26 protein-coding genes and 2 pseudogenes are annotated in these 25,465 nt (G+C 42.3%); 14 read left to right on the forward strand and 14 right to left on the reverse strand.

All coding sequences use genetic code 11. From position 1 onward, the window contains the following. Window positions 1-39 precede the first annotated feature (39 nt). Window positions 40-2,055: a tetratricopeptide repeat protein gene (locus V7K89_RS04000; protein WP_335184565.1), complete on the forward strand. Its 2,016-nt coding sequence runs from the start codon at window positions 40-42 to the stop codon at window positions 2,053-2,055. A gap of 47 nt (window positions 2,056-2,102) precedes the next feature. Here V7K89_RS04000 and V7K89_RS04005 read toward each other — a convergent pair whose 3' ends face one another. Next, window positions 2,103-2,459 (reverse strand): DUF5615 family PIN-like protein, encoded by a 357-nt coding sequence (locus V7K89_RS04005; RefSeq protein WP_335184567.1) that lies wholly within the window; start codon window positions 2,457-2,459, stop codon window positions 2,103-2,105. Next, window positions 2,459-2,899 (reverse strand): DUF433 domain-containing protein, encoded by a 441-nt coding sequence (locus V7K89_RS04010; protein ID WP_335184569.1) that lies wholly within the window; start codon window positions 2,897-2,899, stop codon window positions 2,459-2,461. The genes V7K89_RS04005 and V7K89_RS04010 overlap by 1 nt, the downstream gene beginning before the upstream one ends. A 41-nt stretch (window positions 2,900-2,940) precedes the next feature. On the opposite strand from V7K89_RS04010, the gene V7K89_RS04015 reads away from it, so the two are divergent. The 4 genes from V7K89_RS04015 to V7K89_RS04030 are packed head-to-tail and all read left to right on the forward strand — an operon-like array spanning window position 2,941 to window position 4,280. Further along, complete coding sequence (locus tag V7K89_RS04015; protein ID WP_335184571.1) at window positions 2,941-3,342, forward strand: helix-turn-helix domain-containing protein; 402 nt, start codon at window positions 2,941-2,943, stop codon at window positions 3,340-3,342. Continuing rightward, the gene (locus tag V7K89_RS04020; protein ID WP_335184573.1) at window positions 3,300-3,923 is read left to right on the forward strand and encodes an IS630 family transposase; all 624 of its coding nucleotides are present in this window, start codon (window positions 3,300-3,302) and stop codon (window positions 3,921-3,923) included. Before V7K89_RS04015 ends, V7K89_RS04020 begins: the two co-directional genes overlap by 43 nt. Further along, a complete protein-coding gene (locus V7K89_RS04025) occupies window positions 3,884-4,120 on the forward strand; it encodes a DUF433 domain-containing protein (protein ID WP_335184575.1) in 237 nt (78 codons plus the stop codon). Before V7K89_RS04020 ends, V7K89_RS04025 begins: the two co-directional genes overlap by 40 nt. Then, complete coding sequence (locus V7K89_RS04030) at window positions 4,104-4,280, forward strand: hypothetical protein (protein ID WP_335184577.1); 177 nt, start codon at window positions 4,104-4,106, stop codon at window positions 4,278-4,280. The genes V7K89_RS04025 and V7K89_RS04030 overlap by 17 nt, the downstream gene beginning before the upstream one ends. Window positions 4,281-4,545: 265 nt before the next feature. On the opposite strand, the gene V7K89_RS04035 is transcribed toward V7K89_RS04030, so the two are convergent. Then, window positions 4,546-5,019: a DUF4385 domain-containing protein gene (locus V7K89_RS04035; RefSeq protein WP_335184579.1), complete on the reverse strand. Its 474-nt coding sequence runs from the start codon at window positions 5,017-5,019 to the stop codon at window positions 4,546-4,548. 75 nt (window positions 5,020-5,094) lie between these two features. On the opposite strand from V7K89_RS04035, the gene V7K89_RS04040 reads away from it, so the two are divergent. From V7K89_RS04040 to V7K89_RS04050, 3 genes and pseudogenes are all read left to right on the forward strand, one after another. Next, window positions 5,095-5,562: a VOC family protein gene (locus V7K89_RS04040; protein ID WP_335184581.1), complete on the forward strand. Its 468-nt coding sequence runs from the start codon at window positions 5,095-5,097 to the stop codon at window positions 5,560-5,562. 36 nt (window positions 5,563-5,598) lie between these two features. Then, window positions 5,599-5,727, forward strand: a pseudogene (locus tag V7K89_RS04045) (Uma2 family endonuclease); the annotation flags it as partial. A gap of 29 nt (window positions 5,728-5,756) precedes the next feature. Beyond that, window positions 5,757-6,053, forward strand: coding sequence for a hypothetical protein (locus tag V7K89_RS04050; protein WP_335184583.1), 297 nt, complete (start codon window positions 5,757-5,759; stop codon window positions 6,051-6,053). Between the two features lie 22 nt (window positions 6,054-6,075). Here V7K89_RS04050 and V7K89_RS04055 read toward each other — a convergent pair. Then, window positions 6,076-6,794, reverse strand: a pseudogene (locus V7K89_RS04055) (Uma2 family endonuclease). A 69-nt stretch (window positions 6,795-6,863) separates the two neighbouring features. Next, window positions 6,864-7,610 (reverse strand): class I SAM-dependent methyltransferase, encoded by a 747-nt coding sequence (locus tag V7K89_RS04060; RefSeq protein WP_335184585.1) that lies wholly within the window; start codon window positions 7,608-7,610, stop codon window positions 6,864-6,866. A 15-nt stretch (window positions 7,611-7,625) separates the two neighbouring features. Between V7K89_RS04060 and V7K89_RS04065 the strand changes: the two genes are divergently transcribed. Further along, window positions 7,626-8,435 (forward strand): class I SAM-dependent methyltransferase, encoded by an 810-nt coding sequence (locus V7K89_RS04065; protein ID WP_335184587.1) that lies wholly within the window; start codon window positions 7,626-7,628, stop codon window positions 8,433-8,435. 172 nt (window positions 8,436-8,607) lie between these two features. Further along, on the forward strand, window positions 8,608-10,872 hold the full coding sequence (locus tag V7K89_RS04070) for a cation:proton antiporter domain-containing protein (protein ID WP_335184590.1): 2,265 nt from the start codon (window positions 8,608-8,610) through the stop codon (window positions 10,870-10,872). Between the two features lie 63 nt (window positions 10,873-10,935). On the opposite strand, the gene V7K89_RS04075 is transcribed toward V7K89_RS04070, so the two are convergent. The 7 genes from V7K89_RS04075 to V7K89_RS04105 all read right to left on the reverse strand — a co-directional run bounded on the left by V7K89_RS04075 (window position 10,936) and on the right by V7K89_RS04105 (window position 17,872). Then, a complete protein-coding gene (locus V7K89_RS04075; protein WP_335184592.1) occupies window positions 10,936-11,163 on the reverse strand; it encodes a hypothetical protein in 228 nt (75 codons plus the stop codon). Window positions 11,164-11,262: 99 nt separating this feature from the next. Next, on the reverse strand, window positions 11,263-12,675 hold the full coding sequence (locus V7K89_RS04080; protein WP_335184657.1) for a TolC family protein: 1,413 nt from the start codon (window positions 12,673-12,675) through the stop codon (window positions 11,263-11,265). A 117-nt stretch (window positions 12,676-12,792) separates the two neighbouring features. Further along, the gene (locus tag V7K89_RS04085) at window positions 12,793-13,464 is read right to left on the reverse strand and encodes an ABC transporter ATP-binding protein (RefSeq protein ID WP_335184594.1); all 672 of its coding nucleotides are present in this window, start codon (window positions 13,462-13,464) and stop codon (window positions 12,793-12,795) included. 175 nt (window positions 13,465-13,639) lie between these two features. Further along, window positions 13,640-14,311: a VOC family protein gene (locus tag V7K89_RS04090; protein ID WP_335184596.1), complete on the reverse strand. Its 672-nt coding sequence runs from the start codon at window positions 14,309-14,311 to the stop codon at window positions 13,640-13,642. Between the two features lie 57 nt (window positions 14,312-14,368). After that, complete coding sequence (locus V7K89_RS04095) at window positions 14,369-15,649, reverse strand: ABC transporter permease (protein ID WP_416212160.1); 1,281 nt, start codon at window positions 15,647-15,649, stop codon at window positions 14,369-14,371. A gap of 22 nt (window positions 15,650-15,671) precedes the next feature. After that, the gene (locus tag V7K89_RS04100; protein ID WP_335184598.1) at window positions 15,672-17,285 is read right to left on the reverse strand and encodes an efflux RND transporter periplasmic adaptor subunit; all 1,614 of its coding nucleotides are present in this window, start codon (window positions 17,283-17,285) and stop codon (window positions 15,672-15,674) included. A 101-nt stretch (window positions 17,286-17,386) separates the two neighbouring features. Further along, complete coding sequence (locus V7K89_RS04105) at window positions 17,387-17,872, reverse strand: hypothetical protein (protein WP_335184600.1); 486 nt, start codon at window positions 17,870-17,872, stop codon at window positions 17,387-17,389. A gap of 433 nt (window positions 17,873-18,305) precedes the next feature. On the opposite strand from V7K89_RS04105, the gene V7K89_RS04110 reads away from it, so the two are divergent. Continuing rightward, window positions 18,306-19,199 (forward strand): tetratricopeptide repeat protein, encoded by an 894-nt coding sequence (locus V7K89_RS04110; RefSeq protein ID WP_335184602.1) that lies wholly within the window; start codon window positions 18,306-18,308, stop codon window positions 19,197-19,199. A gap of 210 nt (window positions 19,200-19,409) precedes the next feature. On the opposite strand, the gene V7K89_RS04115 is transcribed toward V7K89_RS04110, so the two are convergent. Beyond that, window positions 19,410-19,808, reverse strand: coding sequence for a response regulator (locus V7K89_RS04115; protein WP_069073372.1), 399 nt, complete (start codon window positions 19,806-19,808; stop codon window positions 19,410-19,412). A gap of 284 nt (window positions 19,809-20,092) precedes the next feature. Here V7K89_RS04115 and gyrA point away from each other — a divergent pair, with 284 nt between their 5' ends. The 3 genes from gyrA to V7K89_RS04130 all read left to right on the forward strand — a co-directional run bounded on the left by gyrA (window position 20,093) and on the right by V7K89_RS04130 (window position 23,573). Beyond that, on the forward strand, window positions 20,093-22,609 hold the full coding sequence (gyrA, locus tag V7K89_RS04120) for a DNA gyrase subunit A (RefSeq protein WP_335184604.1): 2,517 nt from the start codon (window positions 20,093-20,095) through the stop codon (window positions 22,607-22,609). Further along, window positions 22,609-23,073 (forward strand): GNAT family N-acetyltransferase, encoded by a 465-nt coding sequence (locus V7K89_RS04125; protein ID WP_335184606.1) that lies wholly within the window; start codon window positions 22,609-22,611, stop codon window positions 23,071-23,073. The genes gyrA and V7K89_RS04125 overlap by 1 nt, the downstream gene beginning before the upstream one ends. A gap of 314 nt (window positions 23,074-23,387) precedes the next feature. Then, a complete protein-coding gene (locus V7K89_RS04130; protein ID WP_335184608.1) occupies window positions 23,388-23,573 on the forward strand; it encodes a chlorophyll a/b-binding protein in 186 nt (61 codons plus the stop codon). A gap of 165 nt (window positions 23,574-23,738) precedes the next feature. Here the strand turns inward: V7K89_RS04130 and rpoD are convergent, their stop codons facing one another. Beyond that, a complete protein-coding gene (gene rpoD, locus V7K89_RS04135; RefSeq protein WP_094353188.1) occupies window positions 23,739-24,908 on the reverse strand; it encodes an RNA polymerase sigma factor RpoD in 1,170 nt (389 codons plus the stop codon). Window positions 24,909-25,465 lie beyond the last annotated feature (557 nt).

Consider the following 25,465-nt stretch of genomic DNA (forward strand, 5'->3'; position numbering starts at 1 on the left):
ATCACAGGAGTAAGGTTTCATTCTACAGGCACTTAGACGTTGATATACTCCATCATCCCATACTGTATTGCACTCAAGCAGGAACTGCTATATCTACCCGATCTTACTCAGTTGGGACGGCAACTTTATCAATGGCTGGATGACTTTGAGCAAAACATCCCCACCGCTAATATTGAAGATGGTTCACTGCGGATGACGGCAGATGCTTACGAAATTTTAGGGGCGATTTGTGCGGCATTGGCGGAGAACGGGGCAGAAAGTCGGTTGATTGTCACCTGTCGCTATTTGAAAGAAGACACTTTGCCACCCCATCGCCTGCATTTGGAATCTTTGGCAGGGATGAACAGCAGTGATATTGATAAAATCTGCTTTCCCTTAGATCGAGAAGTTAGGCAACAGTTAAGAACTCGGCGGATTATTAAGATTGCTGATGGTAATCCCCGCCTGTTGAAGTGGTTGTTAGAGGTGATTCAGCAACCAGGATTAGCGGCGGATGAATTACTGAATCGGCTAGAGGCGACTGAGCAGAAATTCCGCGAAGACATCTTGGCACAAACTCTGCTAGATGCCTTGGAACCGGAAGAACAAAAGTTTCTCGCACGATTGAGTGTGTTTCATCTGCCCGTTACTGTTGAAATCATCAATGCCATTACCGCCACACCTCTACCTTTTCAAAAGCTTATCAGCCTTAGCCTAGTCGAGTCCGCCAGCACTCAACCCACCCAGCCAGCTAATTACCGGGTAACGACAATTTTAGAATCCTTGCTGAAACCAGTATTGAGTGATACCGAGTGGCAAGCAACGCGACAGCAAGCGGTAAAGAAAATCTATCAACTTTGGTGGGAGGAGTCTAATCAGTCATGTACGGACGAACAAGCATTAGAGGTTTTGCGCTTAGGACTAATAGCTGGAGAACAGGAGGTTGCTGCCAAAGTTAGCGATATCGTTGCTACTGATTGGGTAAACAAGTCTCGTTTTTTAGAAGCTGTACAGCTATGCCAGCAAGTTTTAGCAGTTTTTCAGGACTACCGTATCTTTGGAACCATCGCTCGTGCTGAATACTTTTTAGGCTTCGTTGAAAATGCTGTTGTTCATTATCAACAAGCCTTAAACCTTTGCCCTGATGATGATGTCACGGAAAAAGCTGGAACCTTGGGCAATTTGGCATGGGTAATAGCTCAACAAGGAGACATTGAACGAGCGCTTTTCTTGTACCAGCAGTCTTTGGAAATAAGTGAGCGCATTAGTGATGTCCGAGGAAAAGCTATAACTCTCCAGAATATGGCAGGAGTAATAGCTGAAAAAGGAGATATTGAACGAGCGCTTTTCTTATACCAGCAAACTTTAGAGCTATTAGAATCTGTTGGTGATTTCAGTAACAGATCTACCACACTGAACAACATAGCAAAAGCAATCGCTGATTTAGGAGACATTGAACGAGCGGTGTCTTTGTGGCACGAATCTTTAAAAATCAGTCAGAGTATTGGCGACGTTAGATATCAAGCCGAAATTCTGACAAATCTTGCTTATATTGCAGGGAAGACAGGAGATAAAGACAGACAATTAGATTTAAATCTACAAGCACTCCAGTTATGTGTAAAGATTCGAGCTTATAGGCATTTGGTTACAGTAATAACTAATTTAGGTGAAGCAGATGAAAGCAAAGGTTTAATTTACTTTGCTCAAGCAACTTGGCTCTGTCTCAATATTCAAGTACCCTTACCAAATACAATGACCATATTCGCTCATCTCTATCAGGCTTTACCTCAAGGAAATGAACTTCAAGCCTTGCTAACAACAACTACTTTGTTTTTGTGCAGTCAGCTAGACGAAGATCATCCCCTGTTTAAGGAACTCCAGATTCTTGGTGGCAGGATGATAATAGCATTGACAGAAGCCCAAGGAATTGAGACGCAGCAAGCTTTTGATACTTGGATTGTCCAGCAACGGCTGAATGAGCCAAAATATTTCCTTCCCCGACTCAATCAACGTTTAGAGGAAATAGTTGGCGATAGGTGGTTGTTTGACCGCAGTCAAGTTTCAATGAGTGAATAAGGGGAGATGCGAGCATAAAGGAGAGACTGCTTGAGAAATAAGGTAAATTAAGGCAGTGGGCGCTGACGTAGCTGTGTACGCTCTACAACAGTAAAACTGCCTTCTAAAGATATACCTTCAAGACTCAGCAGGCGCAGCAAATCTTCAGCTGGCTCCTCTGGTGTCGCAGTAAAATAGCGGAAATAAACAACACCAACTGGCGATGGCATCCGCAAACGGTAAATTAACTCACCATAATCTCGGTCAAATGTCAGAATAATTCGTCCCTCACGAACTGCGCGTGTCAGAACTTCAGAATCTTCTGCACCTGCTGCGTCTTCGCTTCCATAAGCCACATCGTAACCCGCAGAGCGCAAATATCTAACACTCATTAGGGGAAAATTTTCATTTGCTAGAAACCGCATTACCCTGCCTCTGACAAAAGCGGGAGGGTGTACAAAGATTCTTCACGCATACACTCTGCTGTAAAAGCAAATACCGCCCTTAGTGCTTCTGAGGTAAGAGTAGGATAGTTTTCTAGCACTTGTTGTTCTGTCCATCCCGCAGCAAACAAACCTAATAAGAACTCTACAGATAAACGAGTTCCTTTGACAATCGGCTTACCCAGCAAAATTTTGGGGTCTGAATGAATGTACTGTCGCCAGTCCATAGTTTGTACTCCGACTAAGCTACAGCTATTGTTGCACAGTATGATTTTGGTTGGCTTGGTGAGAAGGAGATGCGATCGCGTTAATCTGAAATTAATCGCTAACAATGTAACCAGCTTATGCAATCCTTCAATATTACACTGCCAGATGCGATATGGAACCTCAACTATAGCAGTTCCTGCTTGAGTAAAATACACTATGGGATAATGGAGTATATTAACGTCTAAGTACTTGGAGAATGAAACCTTACTCCTGTGATCTGCGCCAGAAAGTAAAAGTAATTAACGCATATAACAATCAAGAAGGCTCTCAACGACAACTGGCAAAAAGATTTAGCGTCAGCTTGAGTTTTGTTCAAAGTTTACTCAGACGATACCGCAACAGTGGAACAGTTGAGGCAAAGCCTCACGGTGGAGGTCAAAAACCAAAGCTCAATCATGAGCAGCTGGCATTAGTAGAGTTATTAGTAGAGTCAGATAATGATGCTACTTTGGTGGAATTGTGTAAGCAATTAGAACAAAAAACTCAGGTAAAAATAAGTCGTTCCACAATGGGCAGAATCACACAAAAACTGAATTTGACACGGAAAAAAAAACATTGCACGCCAGCGAAAAATACACGGAACGGGTGCAAAAGTTAAGGGCAGAATATTGGACAACTATTGGAGAAGTCAACTTAGTAGACTTAGTATTTATTGATGAAGCCGGAGTTAACATCGCCATGACTAGACGCTTCGCTCGTTCGCTCCAAGGTACTCGCGCTTATGGCGATCGCCCTGATGGGCGCAGAAAAAATGTCACGATGATTGGGGCTATGTCAACACAAGGAATTATTGCCGCGATGACTTTTACTGGTGGTACTAATAAGTCAGCATTTGAAACCTATGTTACTCAAGTTTTGGTTCCAAATCTTTGGCCTGGGGCAACTGTTGTCATGGATAATTTCAGTTCTCACAAAGTTAAGGGCATTAAGGAAGCCATTGAAGCTGTTGGTGCAAGGTTGGTGTACTTGTCTCCTTATTCTCCTGATTTTTCACCGATTGAAAACTGTTGGTCGAAGGTGAAAGAGTTTTTGCGTAGGCGTAGCCCGCCGCAGGCATCGCAAGCTGCTAGAACCTACGAAGAATTAGATCAAGCCATCACAAATGCCCTAGATTCTGTGAGTAAAAAAGACATTATTGGATGGTTCACTCACTGTTGTTACTATATTGCACCCAACTGAGAACCGCTATAATATCTGGTACACCAGTTTTCTATGGAACTCGCGTACCAGTACAAACAATGGTTGATTATCTCGAAGCAGGCGATCGCCTTGAGGACTTTCTAGAAGATTTTCCCACTGTGAGCCGCGCACAGGCAACAGCGTTTCTCAAGCTAGCTCTGAAAAAGGTATTATCTTCTTATGAAAGTGCTGCTTGATGAATGCCTGCCTAAGAAATTAAAGCGAGATATCACAGGTCATGCCGTATTTAGTAATACTGGGCATAATTATTTTTGGATTGCTGAGAGAAAAGATGCGATCGCATTACTCTTAATTAATCAGCGACAATGTAAAAAGTTTCTGAAATCAGTCCTCTAGACTCATTCACGAGTATAAAAGACTCGTCAGCGAGTATCAAAGACTCATTCACAAGTATAAAAGACTCGTCGGCGAGTATCAAAGACTCGTCAGCGAGTATCAAAGACTCATTCACGAGTATAAAAGACTCGTCAGCGAGTATCAAAGACTCGTTCACGAGTATAAAAGACTCATCAGCTGTTTGGTAAGGTGCGTTAGCTGTTGCTAACGTACCAAAAATATCTTGGAGAGTGTGTTAACAAGATAACGCACCCTACGAAAGTTACTAATCTACTTCATACATTTGCTTATGTTTGGCTAAAAGCTCTTGATATTTCTCGTTTGTCTTTGCTTCTATCCACTTAGCTTTAAATATTGCTGCTGATTCCGCTTTCACTGGATCTACTTCATAAGGAAGAATCTCTTTTTTTACACCTGAATCTTCCGAATTTTGTTTATACTTCCTGCCGGTTTTATGATTAGCATAACGGCGAGAGCGAGTATAGCCCATTTGGATAAATTTCCGTGCCATATCTGCACCAACAAAATCATCTTTCTCTAAATAATCAAGAAAAATTTCGTAGATTTTTTCACTCGACTCTCTAGCAATATCTGGAGTTTTGAACCGCCAGTAAGGAAGAATTTCTGATTTGTATGGTTCTACCAAAAGTACACCCTGCTCACCCTTGCCAACACGATAGAGTTCAGGGTGTTGGCGAAAATCAATATTTTTAAAGTCTAAAGAATAATCAAAAGCCATGATAAATTTTTATTAGCAATAGTAAACTTTGAAAAAAAGTTCAACTTCTATCTGAGTATTGAGATTTTATTAATTATGCTATCTAGCACCCAATCCCTGAACAATGTTATTGCGCCAGGAAGTCTGCGTAGAGTACATCACATTGCCCTCAACGTCAAGGATATGCAAGCCTCGCGCTATTTTTATGGCACAATCCTGGGTTTGCACGAACTCACAGGCGACGAAGTACCCGCAACCCTAGTGGAACTAGTCGCATCTGGGAAAGTAGCCAACTTCATAACTCCCGATGGTACAATTCTAGATTTATTTGGGGAACCAGAATTATCACCACCAGATCCCAATCCAGAAAAAACCTTCACCAGGGCTTACCATCTAGCCTTTGACATCGATCCGCAGTTATTCGATCGCGCGGTGACAGCGATTAGAGAAAATAAAATAGCGATCGCACATGGCCCAGTCACTCGTCCTACTGGTAGAGGAGTGTATTTTTACGATCCAGATGGCTTTATGATTGAAATTCGTTGCGATCCAGATGTCGATTAAATAATTATTTGTCAGTAAAAAACGGGAAATACTTCTATGACAGCACTGACATTAAACCTGAATTCAATTCTGAAACTGACAAGAGAGCAGTTTTATCAGTTGTGTGAAGAAAATCCCGATTTACAACTAGAACGCAATGCCCAAGGAGAACTAATCATAATGCCACGCTCTTAAAAAACACTACTTAATTTACTATGACCGCTAAATTCACGCAAATATTTAAAGTAATTGAAGACACAATCACAAAACCACCAATTCCACACGAACCATACAAGCAATCACTGAAAGCCTGGGCGATGTATTGTTTGCGAGATAAAGGTTTTATAGTCGTTTATGCTCAAAACGCCGACTTTGCTATTGAAAGAAAAGGCGAAGAAAAGCTATATTTCAAAGTTTCAAACAGCCCTGAAGATTTAGATAATTCTCTTAACTGGATTGTTTGGGATAGTGCAACCAAAAGCGCCAGTCTCCTTCCTCAAAAAATAGACTGATGCCAAAATATTCATCAAATATTTATTTTCCTGATTTTTTAACTATTCTGATTCCTGAATTCTGACTAGACAACTGCTGTACAAATATTTGATGTTCTGGAGAATTTAATCCCAACTGCAATACAGCTAATACTTGCTGCATATTACCAGCAATTAAATCGCACATTGACAACCACAAACCAAGAAATACTTGACTTTTGATAATTCCATCAACATCCACTTCTAAAGAGACATATCCTCCTTGTTGCAGGCTAAACCAATCTAATTTGTTTTCAAATACTTGCCAAACAATATATTCTTTTACTCCATTACGACCATAAACTTTTTTCTTGTCATGTAAATCAATAGCAACACTGCTAGCTGCTATCTCTATTACCAGTTCTGGCGCACCTTCGATGTAATCTCATCGCTCAAACGAGATTGTCCTTGGGATGTTGGTGTGATTAATAACACTCCATCTGGTTGCGGTTCATTGTCTCGATCTAAGCGGACTGTTGGCTCAATTCCTAATTTCACACCAGAAGTGGCAATTTGGTAAGTCCACAACCAACCGATAAGATGGCCATGTGGTTCAGCATGACTTTCAAAGCGTAATGGGGATACCAAGTATACAACTCCTTCAATTAATTCTGCCTTTTGATGACGGGGCATTGCTTGATAGCGTCGCTCAAATTCGTAGCGAGTAAGGCGATCGCCATTTTCTAAAAGAGGAATTCGCTGCTTGAGTGATGGGTTAACCATGATTTTCTGCTCTGGCAAGGAGTCTTACTTTATTATGGCTTGGTACATATTTTTCTTTTGATGTACTGCCTAAGCCCGATCGGGTTTCTCAAACACCATTAAATGTTGTTGAGGTAACAAGTTCTTAGTTTCCCGCCAAACCAAACCAACAGCTTGCATTTCCTTACGGACTTGCTTTTGAGTCATCTTGTGCAGACGTTTAATCATAATAAAGGGATTTTCGCCGCGATATTCAACCAGCACCACCTTCCCACTTGGTCTAAGTGCTTTGACAATTCCTTGCATCACTTCTTGGGGATACTCAAGTTCATGATAAGCATCCACCATCAAGGCTAAATCGATACTTTCAGATGGTAAATTGGGGTCAGTAAAAGTGGCTAAAACAGGCTCAACATTAGTGATATTCTTCTCTTTTTTGAATAACTCAATGATTTCTAACATTTCTGGTTGAACATCTACAGCCAACACCTTACCTGCTGTTAATAACGGCGCGATACGAAAGCTTAAGTAACCTGTTCCAGCGCCAATATCCGCCACCACATCATTAGGTTTGAGATTCAGGACGTTGACTACCTTACTTGGCTGTTCCTCTCCCTCTCTACTTGGACGTTCTAGCCAGCCAGCGCCAGTGTATCCCATAACTTTGGCAATTTCGCGCCCCATGTAGTATTTGCCGATACCATCTGGACTATGGATAAAACGCTGTTCGTAAACAGTGATCGCACCAGTCGTGGCTTGTGCTGTCAGGGTTGGGTTCAACAGCGAACAACTTAATATCACAACAAGAGTTACTATAAAGTGGAGAAAATTTGACATTTGGTTATGACCAATATGGATATTTATAAGCAGCAACTAAAAGAATTTTATGGTAGTAGAACGACTTATGACCATGAAAAAGATACTCGCCATCCTCTAGAAGCCAAGCTTTTACTTGAATTTGTAGGGCTACATTCGGGGCAAAAAATCCTTGATGTGGCAACTGGAACGGGTTTAGTTGCGATACCCGCAGCTGAAAAAGTTGGTTCAGAAGGCTATGTGGTTGGAATTGACATGACCCCTGGAATGTTGCGTCAAGCAAGACTTAAGATTGCAGCAGCAAGATTACAAAATATCGAGTTGATTGAGGCAGATGCAGAATATTTAAACTTTAGTGATAGTAGTTTTGATGTTGTTTTTTGCTGTGAGGCAATTGTACTTTTTCCTGATATAATTGCTGTTTTAAAAAAGTGGTATCGCTTCTTGAAACCAAAAGGATTTGTGGCATTCACCTGTCCTCCCGAAACTGCTATTATGGCATCTCTTCAGCAGAGGATCTGCGCTAGAGTTTTGGGTGTATCGCTACCACATATCCTTGAACCACTGGGAAATCCAGAAAAATGTCGGAAATTGCTTGATCATGTAGGTTTTAGAGATATCGAAATTAAGATTGAACCATCAGGACGTTATCACCCTCTTAGTGATAACAGATTATCGATGACAGTAATTAATATAAATTTTAAAGGTAATCCTCTGTTGTCAAAATTATCACAAGAACAATTAAATCAATTGCAAGTTGAGTACAAAGCAGAAATTGAGAAATTAGCAACCGATCAAGGTCTTTGGATAGACACTACAAAGTTCTTTGTTCGTGCTCGAAAATAAATTTATGACCTTTATTCATGAACTGACACATGAGGGCGATCGCAGATGATAATTTTGCCATTAATAATTACAATCACAGTTTAATCTCCTAGACCGATGTCGAAGTAAACGTTTTCAGATTTACTTAAAGCAGCCCCTTTTAAAATTTATAATCCAACCTGTGGACGCTTATATGCAAAACCTGTCCCTAATATTAGTGCCTGTACTCGCTGCACAAAAAGCAGCAGGTGACGGTTTAATTAAACCTCTTGGTCATCATGAGCTGCTGTTGGTGCTGGTGCAACTGTCACTATTGCTTCTAGTCGCGCGGGGATTAGGTGAGTTGATGCGCCGGATTAATCTACCGCCTGTTGTTGGGGAATTACTTGCAGGTGTGCTACTTGGGCCTTCTCTATTTGGTTTGCTTCTTCCAGACTTACAGGCGCACATCTTTCCCAAAAGTCAAGAACAGTCTAATTTACTTTCAGTGATTTCTTGGTTAGGTGTGTTATTTTTGCTGATTGTGACTGGGTTGGAAACGGATCTCAAGCTGATTCTTCGTAAGGGTAAAACGGCTCTTTTGATTTCACTAGGCGGAATTATTGTCCCGTTTTTTACCGGATTTGGACTGGGCTGGCTATTGCCAGATAATTTTTTAGCCGAGCCAGAAAAGCGATTAGTATTCAGTCTGTTCATCGCCACAGCAATGAGTATTTCGGCAGTCCCAGTGATTGCTAAGGTGTTGATGGACTTAAACCTGATTCGCCGTGACATTGGTCAAGTTACCCTAGCTGCTGGGATGACTGACGATACCATCGGCTGGATTTTACTTTCTGTGGTTTCAGGTTTAGCTAGTAGCGGCAAATTTGACTTTGGAACTATTTTCCATTCTGTGAGTGCAGCTATATTGTTTTTAGCGATCGCCTTTACAATTGGGCGTACCATTGTAGACCAGATTTTGCGCTGGGTTGATGACTATGTTGGTGGAATCTCCGCTAGTATATCGGTTGTGCTGATTCTTTCGCTCTCAGCAGCAGCACTTACCCACGCATTAGGTTTAGAAGCTGCATTAGGTGCTTTCGTGCTGGGAATTCTGGCAGGTCAATCTCGCCGCTTTAGTAATGAAGCTGGACACATGCTAGAAGTTTTCACAGCAGGCTTTCTAGCGCCAATTTTCTTTGCTTCAGCAGGCTTGAAAGTTAACTTACTAGCTCTGTTAGTCCCTGAAACGTTGCTATTTGGCTTGATTGTTCTCGTTGTTGCCTGTGCTGGTAAATTTACAGGTGCTTACCTTGGCTCTCGCGTCGGTGGCTTGAGTCATTGGGAAGGTTTGGCGATGGGTTCCGGGATGAATGCTCGTGGGGCGATGGAAATTGTCGTTGCCACGATTGGTTTATCTTTAGGAGTGCTCAATCCCCAGATGTACTCGATTATTGTCATGGTGGCGATCGCCACTTCCCTAATGGCTCCACCCCTTTTGCGCTGGTGTTTGTCGAAGGTGGTTATGAGTGAAGAGGAAGCTCAACGTTTGCAACAAGAAGAACAGGATAGCCGCAGCTTTATCAAGCAAATCCAGCGTGTCTTAATACCTACTAGTGGTGGCCCCAACATCCAACTTGCGGCGCAACTAGTTGGTTACATGGCTCACCAAAACTCGATAGAAGTTACATCTCTATATGCTCTAAGTGATAAGCAACCTCAAAGCAGAACCCGCCGAATGGCAGCAACCCAGGTTAAAGATACCGCCGCCGAGCAAGCTCTGGCTGCTGTGACTGAGGAAATGCAGCTACCTGCTGATACCACCCTGCAAACAAAAACGGAGTCTGGGCGTAATAAAGCGGAGGTAATTTTGAATGAAGCAAACAAAAACTATGACTTAATCGTACTGGGAGCTTCTGAACAGATAAGTCCCCAGAAAGCATTGTTCAATTTGCTTGTTGATCGGGTTGTCCAAGAAGCGCCTTGTGCAACGATGGTGGTGAAGTCGCATCTACCTCAAATAAAAGGCGAGATATGCAAAATCCCTCATCAACAGCTCAACAAGATTCTGGTACCAACGGTGGGGACAGAATATAGCAAAAATGCCGTAGAGATGGCAAGTACGATCGCTGCTCAAACCGGGGCATTAGTGATGATCGTTAACGTAATTAATTTGCCACAGGTTGAGTATATTCTTTACGAACAGCGATCGCTAGCTCCAGTGAAGGAAATTGCTCACGATATGCTCGAACAGCAAGCAGAAATGGGCCGCAATCTGGGTGCTGATGTCAAAACTTATATTCTTCAAGGAAGTAGCCCAGAAAGGGAAATCCTCAAGTTTGCCCAAACCGAGGAAGTTGACTTAATTCTTCTAGGGAGTAGTATCCGAATGGTTACGGGTCGCGTTTTCTTCGGTCATAGAGTCGATACTATTCTGAGTAAAGCCCATTGCCCAGTAGCAGTAATTACTGTGCCATAGTTGTTCCAAGCTTAGATATAGCTGAGTGCTGAGTGCTAAGTTATGAGTATAAACCCAGTTGCTTCAAGGTTTTGAGCAATCAACACTGTCATAACATATCTGAATGTATAATAGACTATTTAATACATAGCGATACGGTGCATGAGGCATTCCTTTACCACGCTTGGACACCTGCTTAGGAAATATATCCTCAAATCGCTTCCATTCTAAGTCGCTCAATCCCTCAAAACGTCCAGCCATCACTGATAAACCCAACCTCTTGCCAAAAAATAGATTACTACAATCTGGCATTAGTGGCATAGGTTCATGTAAAGAGGTAGCAGTGCTACTTCTCTACAAGGGTTGTGGATAACGCATATTTAATTTCACCGGATGTCTAATGATTTGGTTTTAGCGCGAAGCCCTAGAAGTGACGGATCTTTGCAAATTAGCTAGAGCGCGATTGTAATCCAAAATAGCTTCAACTTGATTACCTTCTGCTCTTGTCAGGTCATTTTCAGCATCAATTACCTCTGTTTGAGTGCCCACACCAGCTTGGAACCTTAACCTTGCTAAATTCAGAGCTTCCCTGGCTTGATTTAAAGCCACACTAGAAGTCTGCACATTATTTAAATTGGATTGCAATTGAGCATAATACTGTTCTACATCAAAGCGAATTTGGTCGCGCTGGGTAGCAAATTGAGTCTCTGCGATCGCAATATTAGCTCTCGACTGATCTGCACGCGCTTTTGCTACTCCCGCATCAAACAATGTTAGATTTCCTTGAAGTCCCACTGAATAGCCATCAGTAATGCTCGCGCCATCATTATACCGATCTAGTAGATTGTAGTTGCCTACCAAACTAACTTGCGGCCCTAGCTGTGAAAGTGCCTGTCGTCGCTGTTGCTCGGAAATATTACGTTGTGCCAAATACTGTTGCAACTCTGGACGATTTTGAAACGCTTGGACAATACTTTGTTCTACCGTCTGCGGCCAAAGACCCGCTAATTGTACAGGGTCTGAGGCAGTGACATTAACTGACTGTGACAAACTTAACAATGTGGCAAGCTGACGACGGGCAATTTGCTGCTGTGAGAAAGCATTAGTTAGTAGTTGTTGGGCGTTTGCTAAATTCACCTGAGCTTGCAGCACATCGAATCGTGTACCTACTCCAGCTTGTTCTCTGGCTTGAGTATCCCGTAAACTAGCCTGGGCATTTATCACAGCAGACTGATTAATTCTGACTAGTTGATCTGCTTGTTGCAAATCGTAGTATTGAGTTGTGGCATTCAAGCTAATTGTCAAAGACTGAGTTTCAACATTTAATTCATCTACCCGTAGCTGTTCTTCTGCGGCTCGGATAGTCGCTTGTATGTTCCCAGAAGTATAGAGATTATAGTTCAGTTGGGCTGAACCATTAAAAGTGGTGCTGGATTGAGATGAATTGTTATTAAAACCATTACCATTATTAGTCACGCTACTGTTAATCCCAAGAGTAGGATACAAGGCAGCTTGAGCCTCGCGGACCGCCGAGCGACTGCGTTCTAACTCTAATATAGCTACCTGTAAATCTCGATTGTTGCGTTTTGCGAGTTCCAAAGCTTGTGCCAAACTGATTGGCACAGTTTCCTGAATCCTTACTTCCTCAGGTTTAGTGGGAAATTGCAGAGGATTGGGATTGGGGTTGAGGCGTTCGGGAACTTGTACAGAGCTTGAAGAATTCTGTGCTTTTGGCGGAGTTGCTGCACTTGCTGCATTTGGAAAAAGAATTGCGAATGCGATAGTAAACCAGGTAAAATGCACGAAGAATAAGCTGAAATTCATAATCCAGATATAGTTATTAATTAGGTTATTTGAGGATATAATCAAAATTTTTCATCCTGATTGACCTGACAATGATTTAAATCTTAAATTCCTCCTCAAAAGGTTAATCTTAACAAATTAACCGACAATCAAACCATCCTGAACTCGAATAATCCTTTGGGTTTGAGCAGCGATATCTGGTTCATGAGTGACAATCACAATCGTAATCCCTTGATCGTTAAGTTCAGTCAGTAAACTCATTACCTCATGGGAAGTTTCAGTATCCAAAGCTCCTGTCGGCTCATCTGCCAAAACTAATGCAGGTCGGTTAACCAAAGCACGAGCGATCGCTACTCGTTGTTGTTGTCCGCCAGAGAGTTGACTAGGACGGTTAGCTATACGTCCCCCTAATCCTACCCTTTCTAAGGCTTCTAATGCCCTTTCTCGGCGTTTTGGCTTGGGCAAGTTAGCGTAAACCATTGGCAACATAACGTTTTCTAACGCTGTCGCCCGCGCCAATAAGTTAAATTGTTGGAACACAAAACCTATCCTTTGGTTGCGGATATAAGCTAATTCATCATCATTAAAAGTCGTCAGGTTCCTGCCTTCAAAAATATAGTCTCCAGTTGTGGGACGATCCAGACATCCCAAAATATTCATCAGCGTCGATTTACCCGAACCTGACGCACCCATAATTGAGACGTATTCTCCTTCTTCAATGGAGAGTTCAATTCCCTTGAGTATGGGAACACTAACTTCTCCCAAATGATAGGTTTTGGTAATAGATTCCATCCAAATCATTGTTGGCATATTGATTTTTGCTTGATAAATTATTGGCTGTTGGTTGTTAAGTTTTCAAAAGTTACATTGATTTTATAACCTGCGAATAAAATTTAGTTTTTAGGTTATTTGCAAATAAGTGGCAATATTAATATATAAAATTTATCAATAAATAAAATGTAGTTACTGTAATCAAATACCATAATCACCATCTAATTACAATTGGTAGTTGTGAGCCAAAAGATTGTGAATTACCTTCTTTGACGTTATCAAACTCTATTTCTAATTGGTAAAAGTTGCCATGTGAAAATTGTACTAATTCAAGCTCAATTAGCATTCTCACTTCGGCAGAAAATTTTTGAACACCGGGTAAGGTGACTTGTACTGCTGTAATTTCTTTAAATCCAACTTGATGAACTAAAGGAGGTCGCCGTTCTAAGGATAAATTTCTAGGTTTTTTTGTTGTGGGTGAAATGAAAATCAAGGGTTCTGATAAATTATCACTATTAGTTGCGATCAGAATAGAAGCTCCTGGTGTCCGATATTTTGCATGGTAATCCCAAGTAGGGAATGGCATTTCTCGTAAATCTGACGCTGTTGAGCGGAATGAAATGCCAAAAGGACAAGCTTGTGTTTCTTGCCAACGGCAGCGTGGCCACAAACCTGTAGGGCGAACAAGAGGAGACTGGATTTCGTTAGCGTCAAAAAGCCAAAGTAACTCAAGATAAGCATTCTCAAAGAAGAAGCAAACATTTGCAGTCCCTTGACCTTGATGAATTCCCCGAGTACCTTCTGTGAGTCCAAAAGCAGTTAGTATATCTGCTGGTGGTGCTTCTGGTTCAACACAGACAAAGATATGATCTAGTTCAAGTTGCATATATTCACCTGTTTTCAGAGAAGTATTTAATTTTTCAATTTTGTTTTTTTGAATTATTTAGTCACTACGTAAAGCATTGATTGGATCTAATTTAGATGCGTTCCGTGCTGGAATTACCCCAGCGATTAAGCCAACAGTTAATGAGAGTACAAAGCCAGCAACGATTGACAAGAAAGAAATTACAAAGGGAAATTTGAAAACATTTGCAGCTACAAAGGCTAATAAAACGCCAGTCACCATCCCAATACCTCCGCCGACAATGGAAATCACGATCGCTTCCGCTAAAAATTGATTAAGTATTGCAGAATTAGTGGCTCCTACGGCTTTGCGAATCCCGATTTCTCGCGTCCGCTCGACCACAGAAACTAGCATAATGTTAGCAATACCAATACCACCAACTACCAGAGAAATTCCAGCGATCGCTACCACCATGACTGTAAATAAACCCACAATACTAGTAAAGGTACTAACAATATCAGCTTGATTAGTCAGCCGAAAATCATCAGCTTGTGGCGGATAAATATTATGACGTAGCCGTAAGAGATTGGTAACTTGAAACTGAGCGGCTTCTAACTGCTCCTGATTTGCACCTTTGACTAAAATTCCACTTACAGAAACGCCCACCAAGGCATTATTCCCAACTAGTCTCTTTGACATACTAGTTAGAGGAATAAAAATCTGGTCATCTCGATCCATCGGCCCCTGAGCGCCTTTAGGTTCCATCACCCCAATTACTTCATAAGCCTCTCCCTGAATCCGAATTCTCTCACCGATCGGATTTACACCCTGTGCAAAGAGTGTTTTTTGAACTGTCGGGCCAAGAATGGCAAGCTGTGCGGCAGTATCTAGTTCTTCTTGAGTAAAATATCTCCCTTGTTGGGGGTGAGTATTTCTGACTTCTGGGTAGTTTAAATCAGTGCCATAAATGGTTGTTGAGGTGTTCTGTCCTGCATATACAACTTGAGCAGTCCGTTGGAGATAAGCAGAAACCAACTGTGCTGATGGCGCTTGTGTAGCGATCGCTTTCGCATCTTCCCAAGTCAAGGTACTGCTAGAACCTACTCCTTGACGGACATTCCCGCTTCTTGCTGCACCCGCCAATATTTGGATCACATCTGTACCCAATGCTTGTATCTGTTGCTCAACTCCTTTTTGTACTCCTTGACCGACAGAAGTAATGGCAATAACTGAAGAAATCCCAATAATCACGCCCAACATAGTTAGACCTGTGCGTAATTTGTTACTCCACAGAGTCTCCGCCGCCATTGTCAAAATTTCCAGCAATGGTACTGTGCGGGTATTTTTCGCTTTGTAAAAGCCCTTAAATATCTTAAACATAATGTTTTATTTAAAACTAACTTTAAGGGGAACCACCGCCTTGAGAACGACCTCCACCACCGGAACCACCTTGAGAACGACCTCCACCACCACCTGCTCCTCTTCCGCCTCCTCCGGCTCCACCACCACCACCTAGACCAGGGAAAACTCCTCCTCTTGGTGTTGATTGCGGACGCGATCCTGGTGGGAAACTGAGCAATACCCTTTCGTCTCCTGTCAATCCAGACTTAACTTCGGTAAAGTTATTCGCGGTGACGCCAGTCTCAATGCGAGTGAACACAGGTCTGTGATTTTTTCCTTGCACAAACACGCCTGTAGCATTTTCTTGGCGAACCACTGAGGCTGTTGGCACTACTAAAACATTTTGAACTTGACCGACTTGAAAATCTACTTCTGCATTCATCCCAGACCGCAGTAGCCTTTGAGGATCCAAAAGTGATACTCTCACTTCAAAACTAGTGACGTTTTGCTCTACTATTGCTTGGGCAGCAATTTGGCTGACTTTACCTTCAAAGGTTTTTCCTGGGTAGGCATCTGCTTTAATCGAGACTTTTTGCCCAAGGCTGATTTTAGAAATATTTGTTTCCGCTAAATTGGCGACAACTTCATTTGTGGAAGCGAGAGCCAAGATAGAAGAAGAAGAAGAAGAAGCTACTTCACTACTAGCAGTTGTAGGTGTCACAAAAGCGCCTGGATCGGCATATTTCTTTGTTACCACACCATCAAAGGGTGCGCGAATGATCGTGTCGTTGATTTCGGCTTGGATGTTTTGCAGCGAACCACGAGCCGATGTTACCTGGGCACGAGCGGCATTAATATCTTCTTGGCGCGTTCCGGCTTTCAAAAGTGCCAAAGCTTGCTGTCTCTGCTTCACTACAGCTCGTGCTTGCTCGATGTCTTCTGGACGTGACCCAGCTTTTTGCAGCCCCAGTGCTTGCTGTGCTTCATTTACACTAGCTTGGGCACTGTCACGAGTGGCACGGTTTTGGTTAAGAGTCTGAAGGGAAATACCGCCTGCATTGTAGAGTTGTTGATTACGAACAAAATCATCTTGTGCTTGGCGAAGGGTGGCTTGAGCGCTTTGCAAGCGTGCCTGTGCTTGGGCAATATCTTGAGAGCGATTACCTGCGATCGCTTTTTGCAAATTCGCTTGGGCTTCGTCTAATACTCCCTGTGCTTGGGCAATATCTTGAGGACGATTACCTGCGATCGCTTTTTGCAAATTCGCCTCGGCTTGTGCCAATTGTCCTTGAGCGGAAGTAAGTTGCCCCCGGAGGTTGGAATCATCCATGTAAGCGACAATCTGTCCTTGTTTGACGATATCTCCTTCCTTCGCCAGCAGGCTTTTCAAGATGCCAGAATTTTTCGGGCTGAGGTTGATTGACCGCTCAGGTTTCACCGTTCCGTTCGCTGAAACTGTGATTGTTAAACTTTGCCTTTGTACAGGTCTTGTCAGCACTCTGCGTCTGGCTTCTTGACGAGGAGCAACCGTTACTTGGTAATAAACGGCATAGCCAATTCCACCCAAAAGGCAAAGAGCAATTAGCCAAGAGAGCCAATTACGTCTGACCTTTTTTTTCTTTAGCTCTGGAACTAAAACTGAGGAATTTACGGTATTTTGTGTATCAATTTTCATATTCATTTTGTCTAGAAGGAACGGCTACCGAGCTATTTATTCACGGCTAAAACTATAGCCTGGTAGCCTAATACTGACAATGATTTTGAGTTTTTAGTGTTTTAAAGGTTGATTTGCAGTACTAATCCGCTAGGAAGTCTGAAGTAATCATCATGCACTCTCACTAATCTCCCAGCAGGAACAATTTCCTGATTGGGAAGAAGAATATCCCCGTTAGGAAGTCTAAAGTAACCTTGATCGCGCAGTCTGACTACGGATCTAGCAGGAATGATTTGCCCATTGGGATATCTGATATCACCATTGCTAAGTCTAACTACTCTGCCAAATTGGTTGTCACGGTTCCAATTATCCCGATATCTGGGGTTTCTGACTTCTACAGGATATGTTCTGCGATCGCGGTTCCAATTATCCCTGTCTCTAAAGTTTCTGATTTCTCTAGAATTGTATCTGCCGTCGCGATCCCAATTCTGATTGCGATCGCCAACAACATAGACTTTTGTTTGAGCACTTGCAGGCGCAGTCAAGAGACTGGGAACAACGAGCAAGGTGGCAGCTAATACCATCGATATACGCCTTGGCTTCAACATGGAATTGATTCCTTATTTACATTAAAGTTCTATTCTGCTAGGTATGGATTAAGCAATCTGAGACAGTTGCTTTATATCAAAGTGTTTGATATTTACCTCATCGTATAAATTCATACATAATAATTATCGTTCAAAACATCTAAACTGATGTATGACCAAAGTCACTTGTAATTCCACACTGATGTATGACCAAAGTCATCAATTGTTTAATGGGTATGGGGCATAGGGCATAGGGCATTGGGCATTGAGAAGAGACAAGGTAGGCAAAGAAGAGGGGGAGACTTGTTCAATAATTCCCCCTTGTCCTCCTTGTCCCCTTGTCCTGCTTGTTCCCCTTGTCTCCTCAAGATTGGTAAGATTTTGCTACCGCCAACAGCGCAGATCGTTTAAGCTAGCTGAAAGATTGTTTGATTAGTGGCTTAAAGGCGGTAGTGTGCCTAAACATGTTCGTTTGATTTCTCTTTTGATGGTCTGTAGTTTATGGAGTATGCCAAAAGCCGCTAACGCGCAGGCATTAATACCCCATACACTGCAATTAGATACGACAAAGTTAGAAAAGCAAGGGTTGAGCTTGGCACAAGAGGCGGCTCAACTAGCTCAGTTTCAACAGGTTGAATTAGCTTTGCCACGAGCGCGGCTAGCTAGTCAACTGGCTCCTGGGAATGACAAAGTGTGGTTGCTGTTAGGTGGATTGCAGTTGCAATCCAAAGAGTTTGATGGGGCGATCGCTAGTCTGAAAAAAGCACAATCTCTCAACCCCAAAAATGGTGATATTTTGTTTGCTTTGGGTTCAGCGAATTTTCAACAGAAAAATTACCAGGCTGCTGTTGTCAATTATCAAGATGGTTTAAAATTAAAACCCAACGATCCAGAGGGATTATTTGATTTGGGTAATGCTTATTATTTGCTGGGTAAATTGCCAGATGCGATCGCACAGTACAATAAAGCCGTTTCCCAAGATAAAAAATTCTGGCCGGCGCTCAACAACATTGGCTTAATCAACTATGAACAGGGTAATATCCCTGAAGCAATTAAGCGATGGCAATCTGCTATAACTCTTGAGAAACAAGCGGCAGAACCTTTATTGGCCTTAGCCGTGGCACTCTATACTAAAGGCGATCACCAACAAGGACTAACCTTGGGAGAAGCTGCACTCCGTATCGATTCGCGCTATGCTAATTTGAATTTCCTCAAAGAAAATCTCTGGGGCGATCGTCTACTGTCTGATACGAAAAAATTCCTAGAATTACCCCGTATTCAAGCAGCCATACAGCAACGAGAAAACTCATCATCAGCGCCTACGCCTAGACAACAGCCTACTCAATAAAAGCAGGGGAGTAGGGGAGCAGGGGAGCAGAGGTGCACAGGGGAAAGAGGTAATTTTTTATTCTCCCCATTTCCCATTCCCCATTCTTCATTTCCCCACTTGCCTAACAGTACCTTTTCGTAGTACATCTATACTAAATAAAACCAGGAATTAGTTGCCCAAAAACATTGGCGGGCGAGTATTCCTGAAATAAGTCGTTAATTCCCAGTGTTAGTCTGTGGGTAAAAGTGCGATGATTTGGTCAACAAACTGTTGATGGTCAACAACTGGTTTAGAAATGTAGCCATCAGCACCGCTTTGCTTGAGAAAATTCTCACGATCGCCTTCCATAGCATGTGCCGTCACCAAAATTACTGGTAAGTTTGCTGTTTTTGGATCGGATTTTAACATTTGTGTAATCTTGATTCCATCAACGGACTTGCCTTGGTAAACACTTCTGGACAAAGAAACATCCATTAAAATCAGGTCGGCTTCTCCTGATTGGGCAATTTTAATGACTTCTTCGACATTTTCAGTGTGTTTCACACCCAAGCCACCACGCTTGGACAAAATTTTGGAAAAAACACGAGCATTAATTAGATCGTCTTCGACAATTAAAACAGTTTTCATGAGAATTTTAGTTATAGAGGTGAGGAAATTCAAAAATTCCAGAATACAAAATTAAGAAATGCAATCATGGTAAGTATCATGGCTATTAAGTTTATGTAGATTATACTCGTGTACATCCTTTTTAATAGTCAATGTGTATCCTCGTCATCAAGGATGATACTACTGCTTTTTCTTCTGTGACTATCAAAATTTTGTTATGAATCTCATTTCATCCGTTATGCTGTGGTTGCCGCAGTGTTGAGTTGCATTGGCTTTTGTGTAGTTAAACTTCAGGGAAAAAACTCATGGCAAAACAGTTAAACCTTCTCTCAACGGGACAGGTAATTCCAACAGCCCTGCACACCGAGATGCAACGGTCTTATCTAGAATATGCCATGAGCGTGATTGTCGGGCGAGCGCTACCAGACGTGCGTGATGGCTTAAAACCAGTGCATCGGCGCATTTTGTATGCAATGCACGAACTCGGTTTGGTACCAGATAGACCTTATCGAAAATGTGCCCGTGTAGTGGGTGATGTGTTGGGTAAATACCATCCTCACGGCGACCAATCAGTTTACGATGCTTTAGTCAGGCTGGTGCAGGATTTTTCTAGCCGCTATCCCTTGCTGGCAGGACACGGTAACTTTGGCAGCGTCGATAATGACCCGCCAGCAGCGATGCGTTACACAGAAACGCGCCTCGCACCCATCAGCCATGAGGGAATGCTGACAGAAATTGGGGAAGAAACTGTGGAATTTGTCGGAAACTTTGATAATTCCCAGCAAGAACCAACAGTGTTACCTGCTCAGTTGCCGTTTCTGCTACTTAATGGCTGTTCTGGTATCGCCGTAGGAATGGCGACAAATGTACCACCCCACAACTTGGGGGAAGTTGTCGATGGGTTAATTGCCTTAATCGATAACCCAGATTTGCCAGATGAAAAATTATTTGAGCTAATTCCAGGGCCAGATTTTCCCACTGGTGGGGAAATAGTTGGTGAAGCGGGAATTCGGGAAGCATATACCACAGGTAAAGGTGGAATTCTGCTGCGGGGAGTCGCGACTCTAGAGGAAATTCCAGCCGCTAGGGGAAGCAAGCGCCGGACGGCAATTATCATTACAGAATTGCCTTATCAAGTGAATAAAGCTGCCTGGATCGAGAAGGTAGCGGACTTAGTAAATCAAGGACGCTTGCAGGGAATTTCCGATCTTCGGGATGAGAGCGATCGCGAAGGGATGCGGGTGGTAATTGAACTCAAACGCGATACCAATCCCCAAGAAGTTCTCCAGAATTTATATTACCAAACTGCTTTACAAATGACCTTTGGGGCGATTCTCCTAGCAATAGTCGATGGACAACCCCGCCAGTTAAGTTTGCGTCAACTGTTGCAGGAGTTTTTGAGATTCCGAGAAGAGACGCTGAACCGTCGTTACAATTACGAGTTAGGTAAGGCCCAAAGTCGCGTGCATTTGGTAGAAGGTTTGCTGAAAGCGCTGTCTAATTTGGATCAGGTAATTCAAATTTTGCGCCAAGCTCCCGATGGCAGTACAGCAAAAATTAATCTTTGCAGCCAACTGGATTTGAGTGAGCTACAAGGAGATGCAATTCTAGCTATGCCGCTGCGTCGCCTCACTAGTTTAGAACAGCAAAATTTGCAGCAGGAATTTGAGCAGTTAAGCGAACAAATTAGATTGTTGGAGCTATTACTGAGCGATCGCCGCGAATTTTTAAAGGTGCTGAAAAAAGATTTGCGATCACTCAAGCGCAAGTACAGCGATCCCCGACGGACGAAAATTGCAGAGGAGCAAAAGTCTAGGGCAGAGGAGCAGAAGTCTAGGACAGAGGGGCAGAGGAGCAGAAAAGCACAGGAGGAGGAACTTAAATCTTCTGAACCAGTAGAAGAAGCGATTTTAGAATTTACTCAACGGGGTTATGTCCGCCGCACCCAGCCATCTGGGAGAAAGTCAAAAGCTGAAAATGGTCTGCACGATAATGACTTCATTATCCAAACTGTTTTAACTGACACAGGGAAAGACTTGCTAATACTAACTGGTGGCGGCAAAGTGTATCCGGTGAATGTGGGAGAAATTCCTTTAACTACTGGGCGTTCTCCACGGGGAAAACCTTTAATCACTATGCTCAGTAGTACTGCTCAAGGCACTCAAGAAGCTGTCGTCACCCGCTTTTTGCTCCCGGAAAATCTCGAAACTAGGCAGATGATTCTTTTAACAAAGCAGGGAAGAATTAAGCGTCTGTCCCTGGGAGAATTCACTAACCTGACTCGGCGCGGCATCACGATTTTGAAGCTCAAAGACGATGATGAATTGTCATTTACCCAGTTCACCAAACCAGGGGATCATCTAATTTTAGCTAGTTCTGGTGGGCGACTATTGCGCTTTGCAGTTAATGATGAACAATTACCGATTATGGGACGCACAGCGATGGGTTTACAAGCATTTCGATTATTGAGAAATCAGCAAATGGTTGGCTGTGTCACTGTCGGTAAAGATGACCAATTACTGCTAGTTACTCAAGAAGGATATGCCAAGCGGATGGCTGCGAGTCAGTTAAGAGCCGCTAATCGGGGCGATTTAGGCACACAAGCGCTGAAATTTGCCAGCAAAACTGACAACTTAGCTGGTATGGTGATGGCGATCACATCTGGCGAAGTAGCTTTAGTAACGAATAAGGAGCGGGTCGTGCGCATACCTGTGGAAACAGTGCCGATTTTAGGTAGGGATGTCAAAGGTGAAAGCATCCTCCAACTCAGCCGCGATGAAAAAATCATTACTGTTGCCGAGTGCGATCGTAGATTAGGGTAATGTTCAACTTGCGACAAGCCAACTTGCAGGACTTAGAGGCGCTAATCCAACTGCGTCTCGAACTTCTGCGGGAGGCTGGCGAGATTAAAGGTAACTCTGACACTGCAAACCTAGCAGAGGCGACTCGAAAATATCTTGACGAAAAAATGCCGTTGGGTGAGTTTTTAGCTTGGGTAGCTGAAGTAGATAACCAAATTGTTGCCACTAGTGGCTTGGTATTTTTTCAACGACCCCCTTACAACGGTAATTTCTCCGGCTTAGAAGCCTACATTCTAAACGTTTATACAATTCCGATGTGGCGAGGTCAGGGAATTGCAACAGCATTATTAAAGGAAATTATTAGCTTTGTGAGAGTAACTGAAGCAAAACGCCTGTGGCTTCACACCACTGAGGATGGTAAACGTATCTACGAGAAGCTTGGTTTTGTCTCGACTTCAAAAGAAATGGAAATGGTCTGCTACTAACTTAAATTATCAATAAACTTTTTATTTTAAAATACAATATAGATTGAAAATCAAGGATTTTAATCAAATTAGTTGATAATTAATATCAATAGTATAAAATTAAAATTATTTATAAAGCTAGAAGTCCAAATAACATTTCTTCTACCTCAGTAAATCTCACTGAAGGTTGATGTTTTAGTCTGTACAAATAGCTTTTGATATTTATGTCAAGCTCTGGAAACAAAAATATAAAAAATGTTGCTTTTATGAAAATATTTGTTATATTAGTTTACACAAGGTAATAAACCATAAGAATTAAGTTTGGAGTCCTAACAATGACAAATGTAACCACAACAAAAGTCACTACTCCCGTAATTGAAGATCGTAACGCTTGGCGTTGGGGCTTTACCCCACAAGCAGAAATTTGGAACGGTCGCTTGGCAATGATTGGCTTTTTAGCAGCCGTTTTGGTTGAGCTTTTTTCTGGCCAAGGCTTTCTACATTTTTGGGGCATTTTATAAGTTTTAATATTTAAGATGACCTATAAATAAAAAAACCTGGAGTACTAATTCACTACCAGGTTTTTTATTTGTTTTGTCATTTGTCATTTGTTATTTGTCAGTTGTCATTTGTCCTTTGTTTATTTACTAACGACTAATGACTAGTGACCAATAAAATGACAATGATTACCGGATATATTCCTTAAGAACGCTGTTACGATTTGGGTGGCGTAACTTGCGTAGTGCCTTCGCCTCAATTTGACGAATTCGTTCGCGGGTGACGTTGAAAATCTGTCCGATTTCCTCAAGGGTCTTCATCCGACCATCATCTAAACCGTAACGTAGTCTGAGAACATCGCGTTCGCGTGGACTGAGACTATCGAGGACTTTTTCGAGGTCTTCGCGTAAAAGATTTTTGGAAACTTGGTCTTCTGGCGTCTCACCATCGGATTCAATAAAATCGCCCAATCGAGAATCTTCTTCTTTACCAATTGGCGTTTCTAGTGAAATAGGTAACTGGGCGGATTTAGCAATAAACCGCAACTTCTCGATGGTCATTTCCATGCGAGTGGCGATTTCTTCTTCGGTGGGTTTGCGACCCATTTCTTGAGATAGCAGTTTGGTAGTTTTCTTAATCCGAGAGATGGTTTCGTATAGGTGAACTGGAAGACGAATTGTGCGGGATTGATCTGCGATCGCGCGGGTAATTGCTTGGCGAATCCACCATGTAGCGTATGTAGAAAACTTATAACCTTTTTCGTGATCAAACTTTTCAGCGGCACGAATCAAACCGAGACTGCCTTCCTGAATTAAGTCTTGGAACGACAAACCACGATTCATATACTTCTTAGCAATTGAAACTACAAGACGGAGGTTAGATTGCACCATCTTGTCTTTCGCCCGGCGACCAACATGGAGGCGATAACGAAAGGCTGGTAGTGGCAGTTGTACTGCTTCTGCCCATTCACTATCTCGAGGATCGCGATCTAATTGCTCACAGAGTCTTTCGCGTACCCTCTCTAATTCCAGCAAATCGGCTATCTTCCGCGCCAATTCAATTTCTTCGTCTGCCCGCAACAGACGAATTCTACCAATTTCTTGCAAGTAAAGCCGAATTGAATCTTCGGTATAGTGCTTTTTCTTGCTCTGTGTCCGACGACGCGATTTAGCGGCTTTTCCAGACTTTGCGTCGTCCTCATCAGACTGAGGCTCTAAAAATTCCTCGTCACCTTCATCGATGATCAGCAAGTCCTCTTCATCGTCTATTAAGAGTTCTTCTAACTCGAGCTCAGGCTGATTCATTATTTCTAGGTCAGGCTGATATATGCTTTCGAGTACGTTGTTAGCCTGGTTCATGCCGCGTTCCTCATGCTCCTTGCAGAATCAATTACTCAAGATGTGTTTAGCGCTCTTTTAAATGAGCCAATTACCAACCGAAAATAAGCTTTTTGGCAGGTTTGCCAGAGATATTTTCGGACGTTTTACACCTCCGGTAGGAGGTTTTTTTACTTTAGTTTAAGCAATTACTAAAGGTGACTTGCTCACTTTAGTAAATGTTATATGTGTTGCTATCACATATTGCTTTCAACTAACTGGTCAAAACAAAGACTTGCCTTTATCAAAAAATTTGCCACTCTATACAAATAAGTTCATACTGTTGGCAGATTTTCGTATAAAGACTCTTCCGATTGTAGCCTGTTTCACAGAAATTGCACTCTTTTTGTGTATAAATCATGAATTCATTAAGCAATTGTTAGCTATTTTCACCAAAAAGACATTGAAAACGGGATTTATACCCTGAAATTTTTTCTCTACTTTTCGGAATTGCAGTGAAGCTCTTATTACATTATGAAGTAAGTACGCTTGCTCCTGCCAAATTTCATGTATTTTACACAACATTAATTACTGAGAAA

It is taken from the genome of Nostoc sp., from assembly GCF_036917515.1.
In the GTDB taxonomy this organism is placed as follows: Bacteria; Cyanobacteriota; Cyanobacteriia; order Cyanobacteriales; family Nostocaceae; genus Nostoc.